We start from the raw sequence: 15,879 nt of genomic DNA on the forward strand, positions 1-15,879 counted from the left end.
TCATCAAATTCTAATTTAAATCCATCTTAAAATTGTAATTTTGCATTTTTAAACACATTATAATGCAGAAATTTGTTGGAACTGGAGTTGCTTTAATTACACCTTTTAAAGAAGATTTAAGTGTAGATTTTGATGCGCTAGTAAAATTGGTGAATTACAACATTGAAAACGGAACAGACTATTTAGTAATAAATGGTACTACTGGAGAAAGTGCCACAATTACGGAATCTGAAAAGCAAGAAGTTATTGATGTAATTATCAAAACAAATAATAAACGTTTGCCTTTGGTTTTAGGTGTTGGAGGTAATAATACAGCAGTAGTTGTTAATGAATTAAAAACAAGAGATTTTACAGGTATAGACGGTATTCTATCTGTTGCACCATACTATAGTAAGCCAACTCAAGAAGGTTTTTACCAACATTACAAAGCTATTGCAGAAGCAACAGATTTACCAATTATCTTATACAATGTTCCAGGAAGAACAGCAAGAAATATGGAGCCTGCAACTACAATACGCTTAGCAAATGATTTTGCAAATATTGTGGCTGTTAAAGAGGCAGGTAATAATCAGCAACAATACTATACTTTACTAAAAGATAAACCAGCAGATTTTCTAGTAATTTCTGGTGATGACGATTTAGCTTTAGGTACTACATTAGCAGGAGGTTCTGGTGTTATTTCTGTTATTGGTCAAGCTTTTCCTAAAGAATTTTCGATGATGATTAATCATGGATTACAAGGTAATAACAAAGAAGGTTTTGAGATTCATTATAAAATGATGGACATCATTGATTTTATTTTTGAAGAAAATAATCCTGCAGGAATAAAAACTGTTTTACAAGAATTAAATATTTGTAGAAATGATGTGCGTTTGCCTTTAGTAAAAGCATCTCAAGAATTGACGGTAAAGATTGCTGCTTTTGTTACTAATTTCTAAGAGTATATTGCTAGTTTTGGTTTCTGGATAAGATTAACATATATTTAGTAGTGTAAAAATGGTTGTTTAAGCTTTTTTTACTGATTATTGTAGCACAATTTATTGTGAAAAATATCGTTTTAATAATCCATAAATAATTAGTAATTTTGCCCGATGCAAAAAATTAAAAATTTAGCGTTTCTTTTTTTAGTTGTTTTATTGCTTTCTTCTTGTGGAGAGTATCATAAAATATTAAACAAAGGTACTGCAGAAGAGCAGTATAAGATGGCTGTAAAAATGTATGAGAGTAAAAAATACTCTAAGGCATTGCGTTTGTTTGAGAAAATTACACCTTCTTACAGAGGTAAACCTCAAATGGAACGTATTTCTTTTATGATAGCGCAATCTAATTTTAACGAGAAAAATTATAGCATATCTGGTTATTATTTTGATCGTTTCACAAAAAGTTACCCTAAAAGTTCTAAAGCAGAAGAAGCAGCATTTTTGTCTGCCTACAGCTATAAATTAGCTTCTCCAGTTTTTAGTAAAGATCCAACAGATACAAATAAAGCCTTAGAAGCTTTTCAGACATTTATCAATACATACCCAGATTCAGATAAACTTGATGAAGCAAATAAGCATTACAAAGAATTACGTTACAAGCTTCAAAAAAAGTATTTTGAAATTGCAAAAACTTACTACAGAACTGCTGATTATGATTTAAGGAATTATAAAGCAGCAATTCAGGCTTTTGATAATTTACTATCTGATTATTTGGGCTCTGAATTTAAAGAAGAGGCTTTATTCTACAGGTTAAAGGCAGCACATGATTTTGTTTTGAAAAGTACTCCCAGAAGAATACCCGATAGAGCAGAAGACGCTATCGAAGCATATGAAAAATTAAAAAGGAGTTTTCCAGAGTCTAAATATATGGAAGAATCTAATAAAATGTTAGCAACCTTAAAAGCTGAAAAGAAAAAAGCGGAAGATGCAATTGCGAAACAAAAAGAATACGAAAACACACTCAAGAAGAAATAATTAATTATGGATTATAAAGATACAAAAGCAGCATTAAGTACAGTTACTTATGATAAAAATGAAATAGAAGCACCTACTCAAAATATTTATGAGGCTATTTCTATTATTGCTAAAAGAGCAAATCAAATTAACGGAGATTTAAAAAAAGAGTTAGTTGATAAATTAGATGAGTTTGCTACTTATAATGATAGTTTAGAAGAAGTTTTCGAAAATAAAGAGCAAATAGAGGTTTCTAAATTTTACGAAAGGTTACCAAAACCAACTGCAATTGCTGTTGAAGAATGGTTAAACGACAAAGTATATTTCAGAACTCCAGACGCTGAGTAATGTCTGTTTTAAGCGGTAAAAAAATTCTACTCGGTATTACAGCCGGAATTGCCGCCTATAAAACGGCAACATTAGTCCGTTTATTTATAAAATTAGGCGCAGAAGTTAAAGTTATAATGACTCCTGCGTCTAAAGATTTTATAACACCTCTCACACTTTCTACACTTTCTAAAAACCCTGTTCATTCTACTTTTTATGATAAAGAAGACGAAAATGAAATGTGGAATAATCATGTAGATTTAGGACTTTGGGCAGATTATATGCTTATTGCTCCAGCAACAGCAAATACCATGTCTAAAATGGCAAATGGGACATGCGATAATTTATTGTTAGCAACCTATTTATCTTCTAAGTGTCCTGTTTATTTTGCACCAGCTATGGATTTGGACATGTACATTCATCCATCAACAAAAGAAAGCTTAAAAAAACTACAATCTTTTGGAAATGTAATGATTCCTGCAACTTCTGGAGAACTAGCCAGTGGTTTGGTTGGAGAAGGAAGAATGGCAGAGCCTCAAGATATTGTATCATTTATTGAAAATGATGTTTTATCAAAATTACCTTTAAAAGGTAAAAAAGTATTAATTACTGCAGGCCCAACCTATGAAGCCATTGACCCTGTTCGTTTTATTGGAAATCACTCTTCAGGTAAAATGGGCTTTGCAATCGCCAAAGCAGCAGCAAATTTAGGCGCAGAAGTATTTTTAATTTCAGGTCCTAGTCACCAACAAATTCAACATTCTTTTGTAAAAAGGATTGATGTAGTTTCTGCAGAAGAAATGTATGAGGCTGCACATCAACATTACAAAGAGGTAGATATAGCAATACTTTCTGCAGCTGTGGCAGATTATACGCCAAAAAATGTGGCAACTCAGAAAATAAAAAAGAAGGATGCTGCGTTAGAGATACAATTATCACCCACAAAAGATATTTTAGCTTCTTTGGGAAAAATTAAAGAACATCAGTATTTAGTAGGGTTTGCATTAGAAACTAATAATGAGTTAGAAAATGCAAAAAGTAAATTGAAAAGAAAGAATTTAGATGCTATAGTTTTAAATTCTTTACAAGATAAAGGAGCTGGTTTTGCAACAGACACAAATAAAATTATTATTATTGATACAAATTTGAATGAGAAAACGTTTGAATTAAAATCGAAAATTGAAGTTGCAAAAGATATTATCAATGAAATTATAAACCAAATTAATGCGTAAACTCTTATTCCTTTTTGTGTTTTTGTTTGTTACTTTGAGTATCAAGTCTCAAGAGTTAAACTGTTTGGTGAATATTAATTTTAACCAAGTACAAGGCTCAAATACTCAGGTTTTTAAAACGTTACAACAGGCATTAACGGAATTCATCAATCAAACAAAATGGACAAATAGAGAGGTAAAACCAGAAGAACGTATTAATTGTGCCATGAATATTATTATTACTTCTAGAGATGATAATACATTCGAAGCAACTTTACAAGTTCAATCTACAAGACCAGTTTATGGAGCAACTTATGAAACTCCATTATTAAATATTAGAGATAATGACTTCAACTTTAAGTACAATGAGTTTGAACCGTTGATTTATAATCGAAATTCTTTTGATAGTAACTTAATATCTACAATTGTTTTTTACGTGAATGTAATTTTAGGTGTAGATTCAGACTCTTTTACATTAAAAGGAGGAGAGCCTTACTTAAAAGAAGCGCAAAATACAATGTTGCAAGCTCAACAAAGTGGACTAGCTTCTTGGCAAAATGTTGTGGGGAAACAAAATCGTTTTCTATTGATTGATAATTTATTGTCTCCGAAATTAGTTAACTACAGAAACGCAATGTATAACTATCATAGAAAAGGTTTGGATAATTTTTCTTCAAATAAAAATACTGCTAAACAGTCTATTGAAGATGCTGTGATTTCTATGGAAGGTTTGTTTAATAAAACTGTTGGTAACTACTTAATTCGGTTATTTTTTGATGCAAAATCAGATGAAATCGTGAATATCTATTCAGATGGACCAAATACAAGAAATCAAAATAGACTAACACAAGTGCTCAGAAAAATTTCTCCAAATAACAATTCTAAGTGGAAGGATATTAATTAACGTGTAACGTTATGCTGAAGTTATTTCAGTATCAATCAAAAAAACACATATTGTTTTAATTTTTAAGCCCACTCATAAACCCTTAAAAAAATAAGATACTTCCACCTCTAAAATAGTAGCCAACTTAAACAGAATATCTAATTTTAGTTGAGATTTACCGGTTTCTAATCTATGATATGATTTTTGAGTCATACATAATCGATCACCAACATAATCTTGTGTGAAATCTTTTTCTAATCTAGCCAATCTAATTCTTTTTCTTACTTTTTCCAATTGCTCCATTAATCTATTATTATTATTATTATTATTATTATTATGGGAGACATAAGCAAAACATTTTTTCAAAGGTAAACTTTGTAACAGGTTTTTGCAATAGACAATTTTTGGGTAACTGAAATTGGTTAGTTTTCTCACGGTTTTCAGTGAGACAGAAAAGGTATAATTTAGACTTTTTTTGGGATTGATAAGTTGTTTTTTGTGTTTTAAATTTATAAAATTATTTTATACGTTTGGAAAGTTAAAAATTGCAATTTTACAAAAACCTTGTTTCAAATATTTTAGAAATTGAATAAAGCCATTCACAATTTCTAAAATTTTACTGAATATTGAATGGCATAACTAAAAAATCATTTTATTATGAAATCTTTAGATTTAAAACAAATGGAAAAAGTACAAGGAGGTGGTAACGCTTTAATGGCTTGTGCTGGCGGAGCAGCTGTTGCTGCAATTAGTGTTGCAGCAACAATTCTTACAGGAGGTATGTTTGGATTTGCTGCTGTATTAGGTATGTCTTTCGCTGCTGCATCTTGTTCAGTAGCTGCAGGTAATATGCCTAAATAATTATTAATATTTCTGGCTTTACTTCTATTGTAAAGCCAGTTCTTAAATGCCGAAAAATATGAAAACATTTTTAATTTTATTTTCTACAGTATTAGTTATATCAATAATCTACACATTATCACAACTCTATAGTCAAAAAATTTCTTTAAATTATGGTTTTTTGATTATTGCTACATTAAGTACATTTTTATATATGATAATATTAAGTTTAAAAAGAATTAATAAAAAATAATGAAAAATAACAAAGTCGTTTTTATTATTCTTACTTCAATTACTATTATACTTAGCCAACTAAATAAAGAGTTTCTTAATATTGAAAACCTCATTTTCAATTCTATGATAGAAAACTATACAGAAACAGAGGTTAGAGATATAATTAATTATAAAGAAAAATTAAAATGGTTAAGTTATTTAGTTATTCCTCTATTACTAATTATAAAAATTTCTATCACATCAATGGCTTTAGACGTTGGTTGTTTCATTTTTGGTAAAAACGTAAAATATAAAAAACTATTTAATATCGTTGTAAGAGCAGAATTTATATTTTTATTAGTTATAATCTTTAAAACTAGTTGGTTTTACCTTTTTCAAACAAATTATACATTAGAAGATTTACAAAACTTTTATCCTCTGTCTGCATTAAACATTATAGGTTATAAAGGTTTAGATCCTTGGTTTATTTATCCTTTTCAAGTGTTAAATTTATTTGAAATTGCTTATTGGTTTATTTTAGCGTATTTAATAAGTAAAGAAATAAATGAAACAACTGAAAAAGGGTTTTCTATAGTAGCAAGTAGTTATGGCGTAGGCTTATTAATTTGGGTTGTAAGTGTTGTGTTTCTGACCTTAAATATGAGCTAATTATGAAAAAAAAGAAAATAGGTATTATAACAATCATAGTTATTGTTAGTTTGTTATCATATTTTGGCTATAATATAATTACCAAGGCAAAAGAAAAAAATGAAATTGCAAAACAATTACAAACCATTCCAAAGTTTGAATTAAAAACATTAGAAAACTTTACATTTACAAATTCAGACTTAAAACAAAACACTTCTACAATCTTCATTTACTTCAATAGCGATTGTGATTTTTGCCACCACGAAGCTAAAAGTATCAGTCAAAACTTAAACAAATTCAAAAATGTTCAATTTGTTTTTGTTTCTTTTGAGCAAACAGAAGCCATTAAAAAGTTTGCAGAATTGCACAAACTAAACAATCAAGAAAATATCATCTTTTTAGAAGATAAAAAAGGAGATTTTTCTATTCAATTTAATGCAAATTCTATTCCGTATATTTTAATTTACAATCAAAAAAACGAACTCGTTAAAAAACATAAAGGGCAATTAAATGCAAACGGAATTTTAAGAGCATTATATCAAAATGACTAAAACAATATTACCAACTCGAAAACAAATACAACAAACTTTTAAACTTCAACAAGATCAATCAGACTGTGGTGTAGCCTGTTTACTATCCATTATTCAATATTATGACGGCACTAATTCTTTAGAAAATTTAAGAGAATTAAGTGGGACAACAAAACAAGGTACAACCTTGTTAGGCTTGTATCAAGCATCTAACCAATTAGGTTTTACAGCACAGGGTAATGAGGCAGACATACAAGCAATCATTGACCATAAAGAACCATTAATACTTCACGTAGTAATTGAGGAACGTTTACAACATTATGTTATTTGTTATGCTTACGAAAATAATAAATTTATAATTGGAGACCCAGCCAAAGGTATTATTGAGTTAACTAAAGAAGAATTAGAAAAAATTTGGAAATCTAAAACTTGCTTAACATTAACACCAAACAATAATTTTATAAAATCTAAAGCACTAACCAATAATAAAAAACAATGGTTTATAAAATTAATAAAACAAGATTCTAAATTAATTAGTTTTAGTATTATATTAGGTTTAGGTATTGCTATTTTAGGTATGGCAATGGCAATATTTTCTCAAAAGCTAATAGACGATATTTTACCTTCTAAAGATTTTAATAAACTAATTACAGGCATTATTTTAGTTGCTTTTCTTTTATTAATTAGAATACTGTTTACTGCATTAAGAGACTTTTTCCTAATAACACAATCTAAAGACTTTAATAATAGAATTATAGATAGTTTCTATAACTCTCTATTACATTTACCAAAACCCTTTTTTGATACTCGTAAAATTGGAGAATTAGTTGCAAGACTAAACGACACACAACGTGTTCAAAGGGTTATAAGTCAAATAATAGGTAATACAGCTATTAATATATTAGTTACAATTGTTTCTTTAGGTTTTTTATTTTCTTATTCTTGGAAAACTGGTTTAATTGCTTCTATAAGTTTACCTTTTTACTTTTTATTAATTTATAGTTTTAATAAACGTATTATCAATGCACAAAAAGAAGTAATGCAAGGGTACGCATTTAATGAAAGTAATTACATTACTTCCATACAAGGTATCGCTACTATAAAAAATAATAATAAGCAATCAGTTTTTCAAAAAATAAATCAATTAATCTATGGTAATTTTCAAGAGAAAGTTTTTAATCTTGGAAAAATAAATGTTCGCTTATCTATTTTTTCAGGTATTTTTAGTGTGTTATTTTTAATTGGAATTTTAATTTATACATCCATACAAGTTTATAATGAAACTATGTTATTAGGTGAATTAATGGCAATATTAGGTATTGCTGGTTCATTATTGCCTTCTGTTGCAAGTTTGGCATTAATTACAATTCCAATTAATGAAGCTAAAGTAGCATTTAATAGAATGTATGAATTTACTTCTATAGAAGAAGAAAACAAAGGAAGTATAGCATTATCCAAATTTAATTCTTTAAAAATTAAAAACCTGTCCTTTCGTTTTGCTGGTAGAAAAGAACTCTTAAAAAATATTAATATTTCAGTTAATAAAAATGAATGTATTGCTATTGTTGGCGAAAGCGGAAGTGGTAAAAGTACATTAGGTCAAGTATTACAAAAATTCTATCCTTTTGAAAATGGAGAAATATTAATTAACAATCAATACAATTTACCAAATATAAATACAGAAAATTGGCGAAATATTATTGGCATTATTCCACAAGATATAACCATATTTAGTGGAAATGTAATCACAAATATTTTATTAGGTAAAGAAGATACACCTGAAAACATTGAGAATTTTTGTAACCAATATGGTTTTACAGAATTTGTAAATAGTTTACCACAAGGTTTTGCTACAATTTTAGGAGAAGAAGGAATTAATTTATCTGGTGGTCAAAAACAAATTATAGCATTAATGAGAGTTTTATACAAAAAACCTCAATTATTATTATTAGACGAATTTACTTCTGCAATGGACAGAAAAACAGAAAAATTTGTATTAAAATTATTAAAGAAACTAAAATCTGAAATAACTATTATTTTCATCTCTCATAGGTTACATTCATTACCTCGAATTGCAGATACAATTTATGTATTAGAAAACGGAGTAATTTCAAATTATGGTAAACATCATGAATTAATGGAAACTACTAATTTTTATAGTGATTTTTGGAAAGAGTTGATTTAATGTTTGATAAATTTTCACTAATTTTATTCCTTAAAAATTAGTCAATTTGCTCAAACAACTTTCTATAAATAATTACGCTTTAATCAATCAGTTATCTATTGATTTTTCATCAGGTTTATCCATTATAACAGGAGAAACAGGTGCAGGAAAATCGATTTTATTAGGTGCTTTAGGTTTGGTGTTGGGGAACAGAGCAGATTTATCATCTTTAAAAGATACTTCAAGAAAATGTATTGTTGAGGCAAAACTTGCAATATCAAATTACAGTTTAGAAGATTTTTTTGATGAAGTTGATTTAGATTATGAAGCAGAAACTATTATTAGAAGAGAAATTCTACCTTCTGGAAAATCAAGAGCATTTGTAAATGACACTCCTGTAACGTTATCTGTTTTAAATGAATTGAGATCAAAATTGATTGATGTGCATTCGCAACATCAAACCATGCAATTGTCTGATACTAATTTTCAGTTTTCAATTTTAGATGCCTTAGCCAAAAACGGAGAACGAATAGCTTCTTACAAAAGAGGGTATCAACAACTCAATCAATTAAAAAAAGAACTTTCTGAACTCGAACAACAACAACGAGAAGCCAATCAACAATACGATTACAACTTGCATTTGTTTAAAGAGTTAGAAGAAGCTAAAATTTTGGTTGATGAGCAAGAGGAATTAGAAACCACACTAGAAAAGCTCAATAATATTGAGGATATAAAACTCAACCTTTCAGAGGCTTTAGAAATTTCTATAAACGAAGAAATTGGAGTTCAAAATTTATTAAACACCTTAGAAAATAGGTTGTTTAAAATAGCCGATTTTTCTAAAGAATATCAAGAGATTTCAGGACGAATAACCTCAGTAAAAATAGAAATTGATGATATAGTTGCTGAGTTAGAAACAGCTAATGAAAATGTAGATTTCAATCCAAATGAAGCTGAACAAATTAATGATAGATTACAACTCTTATACAATTTACAGAAAAAACATTATGTCAATTCTAATGAAGAGTTGTTAGTTATTTTTGAAGGCCTTTCTCACAAAGTAGCACAAGTAGAATCTGCTGAAGATGTCATCAACCAAAAGAAAAAAGAGATTGATGGAGTATCAGAAAAGTTAGATAAAGTCGCCAATTTGATTTCAAAAGCAAGAAACAACGCAATTCCAAAATTAACCAAAGAATTACAAAGTTTGTTGGCTGATTTAGGTATGGAAAATGCACGTTTTTCAATCAATATCAACCCAACTAAAAGTTATTTTTCAAACGGAAAAGATGAGTTAGAATTTCTATTCTCAGCAAACAAAGGTGGTAATTTTGGAGAGCTCAAAAAAGTAGCTTCTGGTGGAGAGTTATCAAGAATTATGTTATCCGTTAAAAAAGTTTTATCAGCAAATACACAATTGCCAACCATTATTTTTGACGAAATAGATACAGGAGTTTCAGGAGAGGTTTCTAATAAAATAGCCGCAATTATGAAGCAAATGAGTACAAATATGCAAGTTATTGCTATTACACACTTACCACAAATTGCAGCAAAAGGAAACAATCATTACAAAGTATATAAAGAAGAGGTAAATGGAGTAACTACAACCAATTTAAAACAACTTTCTACTGATGAAAGAATTGTTGAAATTGCACAAATGTTGAGTGGTAAAAACATTTCTGACTCAGCAATTACCCACGCAAAAGAGTTACTAAACTAGAAACAAGAAAAGGAATAGATGTCAGTTCGAGCGCAGTCGAGAACTCAATTGAAAACGATCAACAAAAAAATACTACCAACCCAAAACCAACAACTAAAAACCAACAACCACAATGAATAATTTACTAAAAGGAAAAAAAGGAATCATTTTTGGAGCATTAAATGAGCATTCAATTGCTTGGAAAGTTGCAGAAAAAGCACACGAACAAGGCGCAGAATTTGTCTTAACAAATGCACCAATTGCAATGAGAATGGGAGAGTTAGACGCTTTAGCAGAAAAAACTGGTTCTCAAATTGTTCCAGCAGATGCTACTTCTATGGAAGATTTAGAAAACTTAGTAGAGAAATCTATGGAGATTTTAGGTGGTAAAATTGATTTTGTATTGCACTCAATTGGTATGTCTGTCAACGTAAGAAAAGGAAAACATTACACAGACCCAAAATACGATTTTACCACAAAAGGTTGGGATGTTTCTGCGGTTTCTTTCCACAAAACCATGAATGTGTTATACAACAAAAAAGCGATGAATGAGTGGGGGAGTATTGTGGCTTTAACCTATATGGCTGCACAACGTGTTTTTCCAGATTATAATGATATGGCAGACAATAAGGCGTTCTTAGAGTCAATTGCACGAAGTTTTGGTTACTTTTTTGGTCGTGATCACAAAGTGCGTGTCAATACCATTTCGCAGTCACCAACGCCAACAACAGCAGGCACAGGAGTTAAAGGTTTTGATGGCTTTATCGCATACGCCGAAAAAATGAGTCCGTTAGGAAACGCCACTGCAGCTGATTGTGCAGATTATACCATTTCTCTGTTTTCAGATTTAACTAAAAAAGTCACTTTACAAAACCTATTTCACGATGGAGGATTTTCTAATATGGGTGTAAGTGATGCAGTTATGGAAAAATTTGAGTAGAAGCTATTTCCTGCTTTCCACTATATCTTTTTTCTTCTGTTCTCGATACAATTACGCTAAAAAGCGTAATCACTCGAACTGACAGAAAAAAGGATGTCGTTTCAATCAGGGCTAAACTTGTTTGCTAGCTTATACAATATTTTAAAGTTGAATTTTTTTAGCAATAAAAACTTTCAACTTTTTTTATTTTTCTACATTTACAAAATAGAAAGTTTTAAAGGTATAAAACTTTGAAACTTTGAAACTTTAAAACTTTGAAACTTCTTTTCAGCATCATCATCCCAGTTTACAATCGTCCTCAAGAAATTGACGAGTTGTTACAAAGCCTTACAAAACAAGAGTATTCTGATGATTTTGAAGTATTAATTGTAGAAGATGGTTCAACTCAAAAAAGTGATGTAATAGTTGAGAAATACAAATCAAAACTTAAATTAAAATACTTTTTCAAAGAAAACAGTGGAGCAGGAGCAAGTCGTAATTTTGGAATGCAAAAGGCCTCAGGAAATTATTTTATCATTTTAGATTCAGATGTTATTGTTCCAAAACAATATTTGTCAGAAGTAAAAAAAGCTTTAGAAATTAATTTTACTGATGCTCTTGGTGGTCCTGATGCTGCTAATAAAAGCTTTACAGCTTTACAAAAAGCCATCAATTATTCTATGACTGCTGTATTAACTACTGGTGGAATTCGAGGAAAAAATAACAGTGTAGGTAAATTTCAGCCTAGAAGTTTTAACATGGGGCTATCTCAAAAAGCATTCAATATCACCCAAGGTTTTTCTAAAATGAAAACAGGAGAAGATATTGATTTGACGTTTAGGTTATGGAAAAACGGATTGAAAACACAGTTAATTTCGGAAGCATTTGTATATCATAAACGTAGAACATCTGTAAAACAGTTTTTTAAACAAACTTATGGTTTTGGAACAGCAAGACCAATTTTAAATAGAAAGTATCCTGGAACATCTAAAATTACCTATTGGTTTCCAAGTTTATTTATCATTGGGCTAGACATCAGTATTTTATTCGCAATTTTTGGAGAATTCTCACTATTAGGAATGTATTATGTCTATTTTTTGGTTTTGTTTATAGATTCTACTTTTCAAAACGGATTTAGAGTAGGTTTTTTAAGCTTAATTACTACAATAACTCAGTTTTTAGGCTATGGTTTAGGTTTTTTAGAAAGTCAGTTCTATCTGAAGAAAAATAAATAAAAGATTTATTTAAAAAAGGCTTTAGATTTCTCCCAGTAAACATCCATTTCAGTTAAAGACATTTCCGAAAGTTGTTTACCTTCTTTCTTAGCAGCAGCTTCTAAAAACTGAAAACGATTGATGAATTTCTTATTTGTTTTTTCTAACGCATTTTCTGGATTAACGCCAATAAAACGTGCGTAATTTATCATAGAAAAAAGTACGTCACCAAATTCTTTTTCAATGTTTTGCTGGTTTCCTTTTACAACCTCTTCATTGAGTTCAGAAAGTTCTTCTTGAACTTTTTCCCAAACTTGTTCTGGTTTCTCCCAGTCAAAACCAACTCCAGCAACTTTATCTTGAATTCTATTAGCTTTTACAACAGCAGGTAAACTTTTAGGAACACCTTCTAAAACTGAACTTTTACCTTCTTTTAGTTTAATTTGTTCCCAATTGCGTTTTACATCGTCCTCATTTTCAACTTTTATATCACCGTAAATATGAGGGTGTCTTTCTATCAATTTATCACAAATAGAATTGGCAACATCAGCAATGTCAAAAGCACTTTTTTCACTTCCTATTTTTGCATAAAAAACGATGTGTAATAACACATCGCCCAATTCTTTTTTAATTTCTGTTAAGTCATTGTCTAGAATAGCATCAGCAAGCTCGTAAGTTTCTTCGATAGTTAGATGGCGTAAACTTTCTAAAGTTTGTTTTTTATCCCAAGGGCATTTTTCCCTTAGGTCGTCCATAATATCTAACAACCTGTTAATTGCTGTTAACTGATCTTTTCTGGAGTTCATTAAGATTCTGCTTCAGTTTCTTCTGTAGTTTCTTCAACTTTAGAAAAATCCATTCCTGCTTTCACTAAAATATTATACCACTGAATTACCTTTTTTATGTTAGATGTATACACTCTTTCATCATCATAATTTGGCAATACTTCTAAGAAAAAAGCTTCAAGTTTTTTTCCACTTTCTTTATGAGAAATAGCTTCTGCACCTTCAGTTTTATTATTGATAGCAGTAAAAACATCCCACAAAGGCATGTCTTCTTCATAAGTATAGATAGCGATATTTTCTAACAAACTCACATTTTGAGTTGCGTTAATTGCCAAACGTTTTTTCTCAATTAAAGACTCTGCAATTACTGCATTTTTTGATTGAGAAATCACTTGAAATAATCCTGGTTTACCAGTTACGGATATAATTTTACTAAACTCCATTTTGTAATTTGTCTATTTTTTTTGTCATCTCGAGCAATGTCGAGAGGTTATTTACCTTTTTTTGCATTAGGGAAACGCATTCTGTAATCTGCTCTAATTTTTCCTTTTGATATATTTTCTAACTTTTTCTTGATCAATCTTTTTTTGAGTGATGATAGTTTGTCTGTAAACAAAATACCTTCAATATGATCATATTCATGTTGAAAAACTCTTGCTGCTAAACCATCTAAAACTTCTGTATGTTTGTCAAAGTTTTCATCTTGATATTCTATCTTAATTTTTGGTTGACGAAAAACGTCTTCACGAACATCAGGGATGCTTAAACAACCTTCGTTAAATACCCATTCATCACCTTCTTCTTCTAAAATTTGAGCATTTATAAAAACTTTATTAAAGTCTTTTAAAACTATTCTATCTTTTTCAGAGATGTCTTCATCATCAGCAAAAGGAGAAGCATCAATAACAAACAAACGAATGGCTTTACCAATTTGTGGAGCTGCTAAACCAACACCAGAAGCATTATACATAGTCTCTCTCATATTGGCAATTAGGGTTTCCAAATTAGGGTAATCTTTGTCAATTTTTTGACAAACTTTACGTAAAACAGGATCTCCGTAAGCTACAACTGGTAATATCATTTCACTAATTTTTGATTTTGCAAAAGTACAATTTCAAAACTCGTTATTCCAAATTTTAAATAGCGAATTTATTCCTAAATTATTGATTGTATAAATACGATTGCAAAATAATAGTAGCGCTAATTTCATCAATTAACCCCTTATTTCTTCTTTGTTTTCTTTTTAATCCGCTATCAATCATGGTTTGAAATGCCATTTTAGAAGTAAAACGTTCATCAACTCTTTGTATTAAAATGTTTGGGATTTCTTTAGATAATTTTTCTAAAAAAGGAATAATTAAAGCTTCACTTTGGCTATCAGAATTGTCCATTTGTTTGGGTTTTCCAACCACAAAAAGTTCTACATTTTCCTTAGAAATATAATCTTTCAAAAAAGAAATTACATCCTTTGTAGCAATAGTAGTTAAGCCAGATGCTATAATTTGCAATTCATCAGTTACTGCAATTCCTGTTTTTTTCTCCCCAAAATCGATGGCTATAATTCGTCCCAAAATTTAATTTATTTTTTTGCAAATCTAAGAATTTAAACAAGGATGGATAATATGTTTAAAAAATGTATATTCGTATCGATTTTTTGCTGATAAATTTATATTTGCACAAATTAAATCATTACCATGAAAGAAATTAGAGAAATCATTGAAGCAGCATGGGAAAACAGAGAGTTGCTACAAGATGAGAATACAGTCAATACAATTAGAAAAGTTGTTGATTTATTAGATAAAGGAGAATTAAGAGTTGCAGAACCAGTAGAAGATGGTTGGCAAGTAAACGAATGGGTAAAAAAAGCCGTGGTTTTATATTTCCCAATTCAAAAAATGGAAACTTTAGAAGCTGGTATTTTTGAATATCATGATAAAATCCCGTTAAAGAAAAACTTTGCAGAAAGAGGAATTAGAGTAGTGCCAAATGCAGTTGCAAGACATGGAGCTTATATTTCTCCAGGTACAATATTAATGCCAAGTTACGTTAATATAGGTGCACACGTTGATGAAGGTACCATGGTTGATACTTGGGCCACAGTAGGTTCTTGTGCGCAGATTGGTAAAAATGTGCATTTATCTGGTGGTGTTGGTATTGGTGGTGTTTTAGAGCCATTACAAGCAGCTCCAGTGATTATAGAAGATGGTGCTTTTATAGGATCTAGATGTATAGTAGTAGAAGGAGTAAGAGTAGAAAAAGAAGCAGTTTTAGGTGCAAATGTTGTGTTGACAATGAGTACCAAAATTATTGATGTTACAGGTGATGAACCCATTGAAACTAAAGGAGTAGTTCCTGCAAGATCTGTAGTGATTCCTGGTAGTTACACAAAAAAATTTGCTGCTGGAGAATACAATGTGCCTTGTGCCTTAATTATTGGAAAAAGAAAAGAAAGTACCAACAAAAAAACATCACTTAACGACGCTTTGCGTGAGTACGATGTAGCTGTATAAAA

General features: G+C 29.8%; 18 protein-coding genes. 13 read left to right on the plus strand and 5 right to left on the minus strand.

Annotation, left to right across the window (positions count from 1 at the left end; genetic code table 11):
- Nucleotides 1-62 precede the first annotated feature (62 nt).
- The 5 genes from dapA (at nt 63) to porD (ending at nt 4,376) form a co-directional block, all read left to right on the plus strand.
- On the plus strand, nt 63-938 hold the full coding sequence (gene dapA, locus FP421_RS04920) for a 4-hydroxy-tetrahydrodipicolinate synthase (protein WP_159948190.1): 876 nt from the start codon (nt 63-65) through the stop codon (nt 936-938).
- Nucleotides 939-1,091: 153 nt separating this feature from the next.
- Nucleotides 1,092-1,955, plus strand: coding sequence for an outer membrane protein assembly factor BamD (locus FP421_RS04925; RefSeq protein ID WP_159948192.1), 864 nt, complete (start codon nt 1,092-1,094; stop codon nt 1,953-1,955).
- 6 nt (nt 1,956-1,961) lie between these two features.
- Nucleotides 1,962-2,282, plus strand: coding sequence for a DNA-directed RNA polymerase subunit omega (locus FP421_RS04930; RefSeq protein ID WP_159948195.1), 321 nt, complete (start codon nt 1,962-1,964; stop codon nt 2,280-2,282).
- On the plus strand, nt 2,282-3,493 hold the full coding sequence (gene coaBC, locus FP421_RS04935; RefSeq protein ID WP_159948197.1) for a bifunctional phosphopantothenoylcysteine decarboxylase/phosphopantothenate--cysteine ligase CoaBC: 1,212 nt from the start codon (nt 2,282-2,284) through the stop codon (nt 3,491-3,493). Before FP421_RS04930 ends, coaBC begins: the two co-directional genes overlap by 1 nt.
- The gene (gene porD / locus FP421_RS04940; RefSeq protein WP_159948199.1) at nt 3,486-4,376 is read left to right on the plus strand and encodes a type IX secretion system protein PorD; all 891 of its coding nucleotides are present in this window, start codon (nt 3,486-3,488) and stop codon (nt 4,374-4,376) included. The genes coaBC and porD overlap by 8 nt, the downstream gene beginning before the upstream one ends.
- Before the next feature lie 72 nt (nt 4,377-4,448).
- On the opposite strand, the gene FP421_RS04945 is transcribed toward porD, so the two are convergent.
- Nucleotides 4,449-4,658, minus strand: coding sequence for a helix-turn-helix domain-containing protein (locus FP421_RS04945; protein ID WP_159948201.1), 210 nt, complete (start codon nt 4,656-4,658; stop codon nt 4,449-4,451).
- A 354-nt stretch (nt 4,659-5,012) separates the two neighbouring features.
- Here FP421_RS04945 and FP421_RS04950 point away from each other — a divergent pair, with 354 nt between their 5' ends.
- The 7 genes from FP421_RS04950 (at nt 5,013) to FP421_RS04980 (ending at nt 12,603) form a co-directional block, all read left to right on the plus strand.
- On the plus strand, nt 5,013-5,216 hold the full coding sequence (locus FP421_RS04950) for a hypothetical protein (protein ID WP_159948203.1): 204 nt from the start codon (nt 5,013-5,015) through the stop codon (nt 5,214-5,216).
- 231 nt (nt 5,217-5,447) lie between these two features.
- Nucleotides 5,448-6,077, plus strand: a complete 630-nt coding sequence (locus FP421_RS04955) for a hypothetical protein (RefSeq protein ID WP_159948205.1) — start codon at nt 5,448-5,450, stop codon at nt 6,075-6,077.
- 2 nt (nt 6,078-6,079) lie between these two features.
- A complete protein-coding gene (locus tag FP421_RS04960) occupies nt 6,080-6,607 on the plus strand; it encodes a TlpA family protein disulfide reductase (RefSeq protein WP_159948207.1) in 528 nt (175 codons plus the stop codon).
- Nucleotides 6,600-8,771 carry a peptidase domain-containing ABC transporter gene (locus FP421_RS04965; RefSeq protein WP_159948209.1) on the plus strand — a complete coding sequence of 724 codons (2,172 nt, stop codon included), beginning with the start codon at nt 6,600-6,602 and terminating at the stop codon, nt 8,769-8,771. Before FP421_RS04960 ends, FP421_RS04965 begins: the two co-directional genes overlap by 8 nt.
- 46 nt (nt 8,772-8,817) lie before the next feature.
- Nucleotides 8,818-10,470 (plus strand): DNA repair protein RecN, encoded by a 1,653-nt coding sequence (gene recN, locus FP421_RS04970; RefSeq protein ID WP_159948211.1) that lies wholly within the window; start codon nt 8,818-8,820, stop codon nt 10,468-10,470.
- A gap of 112 nt (nt 10,471-10,582) precedes the next feature.
- On the plus strand, nt 10,583-11,389 hold the full coding sequence (locus FP421_RS04975; protein WP_159948213.1) for an enoyl-ACP reductase FabI: 807 nt from the start codon (nt 10,583-10,585) through the stop codon (nt 11,387-11,389).
- Between the two features lie 254 nt (nt 11,390-11,643).
- Nucleotides 11,644-12,603 carry a glycosyltransferase gene (locus FP421_RS04980; protein ID WP_159948215.1) on the plus strand — a complete coding sequence of 320 codons (960 nt, stop codon included), beginning with the start codon at nt 11,644-11,646 and terminating at the stop codon, nt 12,601-12,603.
- A 5-nt stretch (nt 12,604-12,608) separates the two neighbouring features.
- On the opposite strand, the gene mazG is transcribed toward FP421_RS04980, so the two are convergent.
- The 4 genes from mazG to ruvX form a co-directional block, all read right to left on the minus strand.
- Entirely contained in the window at nt 12,609-13,388 is a 780-nt protein-coding gene (gene mazG, locus FP421_RS04985) for a nucleoside triphosphate pyrophosphohydrolase (protein ID WP_159948217.1), read from the minus strand.
- Nucleotides 13,388-13,810 carry a DUF5606 family protein gene (locus tag FP421_RS04990; protein ID WP_159948219.1) on the minus strand — a complete coding sequence of 141 codons (423 nt, stop codon included), beginning with the start codon at nt 13,808-13,810 and terminating at the stop codon, nt 13,388-13,390. The genes mazG and FP421_RS04990 overlap by 1 nt, the downstream gene beginning before the upstream one ends.
- Nucleotides 13,811-13,857: 47 nt before the next feature.
- Nucleotides 13,858-14,448, minus strand: a complete 591-nt coding sequence (def, locus tag FP421_RS04995; RefSeq protein ID WP_159948221.1) for a peptide deformylase — start codon at nt 14,446-14,448, stop codon at nt 13,858-13,860.
- Between the two features lie 79 nt (nt 14,449-14,527).
- Nucleotides 14,528-14,938 (minus strand): Holliday junction resolvase RuvX, encoded by a 411-nt coding sequence (ruvX, locus tag FP421_RS05000; protein WP_159948223.1) that lies wholly within the window; start codon nt 14,936-14,938, stop codon nt 14,528-14,530.
- A gap of 123 nt (nt 14,939-15,061) precedes the next feature.
- Between ruvX and FP421_RS05005 the strand changes: the two genes are divergently transcribed.
- A complete protein-coding gene (locus FP421_RS05005; RefSeq protein WP_159948225.1) occupies nt 15,062-15,877 on the plus strand; it encodes a 2,3,4,5-tetrahydropyridine-2,6-dicarboxylate N-succinyltransferase in 816 nt (271 codons plus the stop codon).
- The last annotated feature ends 2 nt before the right edge of the window (nt 15,878-15,879 follow it).

The sequence above is a fragment of the Polaribacter septentrionalilitoris genome (genome assembly GCF_009832745.1).
Taxonomy (GTDB): Bacteria; Bacteroidota; Bacteroidia; order Flavobacteriales; family Flavobacteriaceae; genus Polaribacter; species Polaribacter septentrionalilitoris.

Excerpts from the sequence above, each read along its gene's own strand:
- dapA (WP_159948190.1), top strand. The coding sequence starts at position 63 with ATGCAGAAATTTGTTGGAACTGGAGTTGCTTTAATTACACCTTTTAAA.
- FP421_RS04925 (WP_159948192.1), top strand. The coding sequence starts at position 1,092 with ATGCAAAAAATTAAAAATTTAGCGTTTCTTTTTTTAGTTGTTTTATTG.
- FP421_RS04930 (WP_159948195.1), top strand. The coding sequence starts at position 1,962 with ATGGATTATAAAGATACAAAAGCAGCATTAAGTACAGTTACTTATGAT.
- coaBC (WP_159948197.1), top strand. The coding sequence starts at position 2,282 with ATGTCTGTTTTAAGCGGTAAAAAAATTCTACTCGGTATTACAGCCGGA.
- porD (WP_159948199.1), top strand. The coding sequence starts at position 3,486 with ATGCGTAAACTCTTATTCCTTTTTGTGTTTTTGTTTGTTACTTTGAGT.
- FP421_RS04945 (WP_159948201.1), bottom strand. The coding sequence starts at position 4,658 with ATGGAGCAATTGGAAAAAGTAAGAAAAAGAATTAGATTGGCTAGATTA.
- FP421_RS04950 (WP_159948203.1), top strand. The coding sequence starts at position 5,013 with ATGAAATCTTTAGATTTAAAACAAATGGAAAAAGTACAAGGAGGTGGT.
- FP421_RS04955 (WP_159948205.1), top strand. The coding sequence starts at position 5,448 with ATGAAAAATAACAAAGTCGTTTTTATTATTCTTACTTCAATTACTATT.
- FP421_RS04960 (WP_159948207.1), top strand. The coding sequence starts at position 6,080 with ATGAAAAAAAAGAAAATAGGTATTATAACAATCATAGTTATTGTTAGT.
- FP421_RS04965 (WP_159948209.1), top strand. The coding sequence starts at position 6,600 with ATGACTAAAACAATATTACCAACTCGAAAACAAATACAACAAACTTTT.
- FP421_RS04975 (WP_159948213.1), top strand. The coding sequence starts at position 10,583 with ATGAATAATTTACTAAAAGGAAAAAAAGGAATCATTTTTGGAGCATTA.
- mazG (WP_159948217.1), bottom strand. The coding sequence starts at position 13,388 with ATGAACTCCAGAAAAGATCAGTTAACAGCAATTAACAGGTTGTTAGAT.
- FP421_RS04990 (WP_159948219.1), bottom strand. The coding sequence starts at position 13,810 with ATGGAGTTTAGTAAAATTATATCCGTAACTGGTAAACCAGGATTATTT.
- def (WP_159948221.1), bottom strand. The coding sequence starts at position 14,448 with ATGATATTACCAGTTGTAGCTTACGGAGATCCTGTTTTACGTAAAGTT.
- FP421_RS05005 (WP_159948225.1), top strand. The coding sequence starts at position 15,062 with ATGAAAGAAATTAGAGAAATCATTGAAGCAGCATGGGAAAACAGAGAG.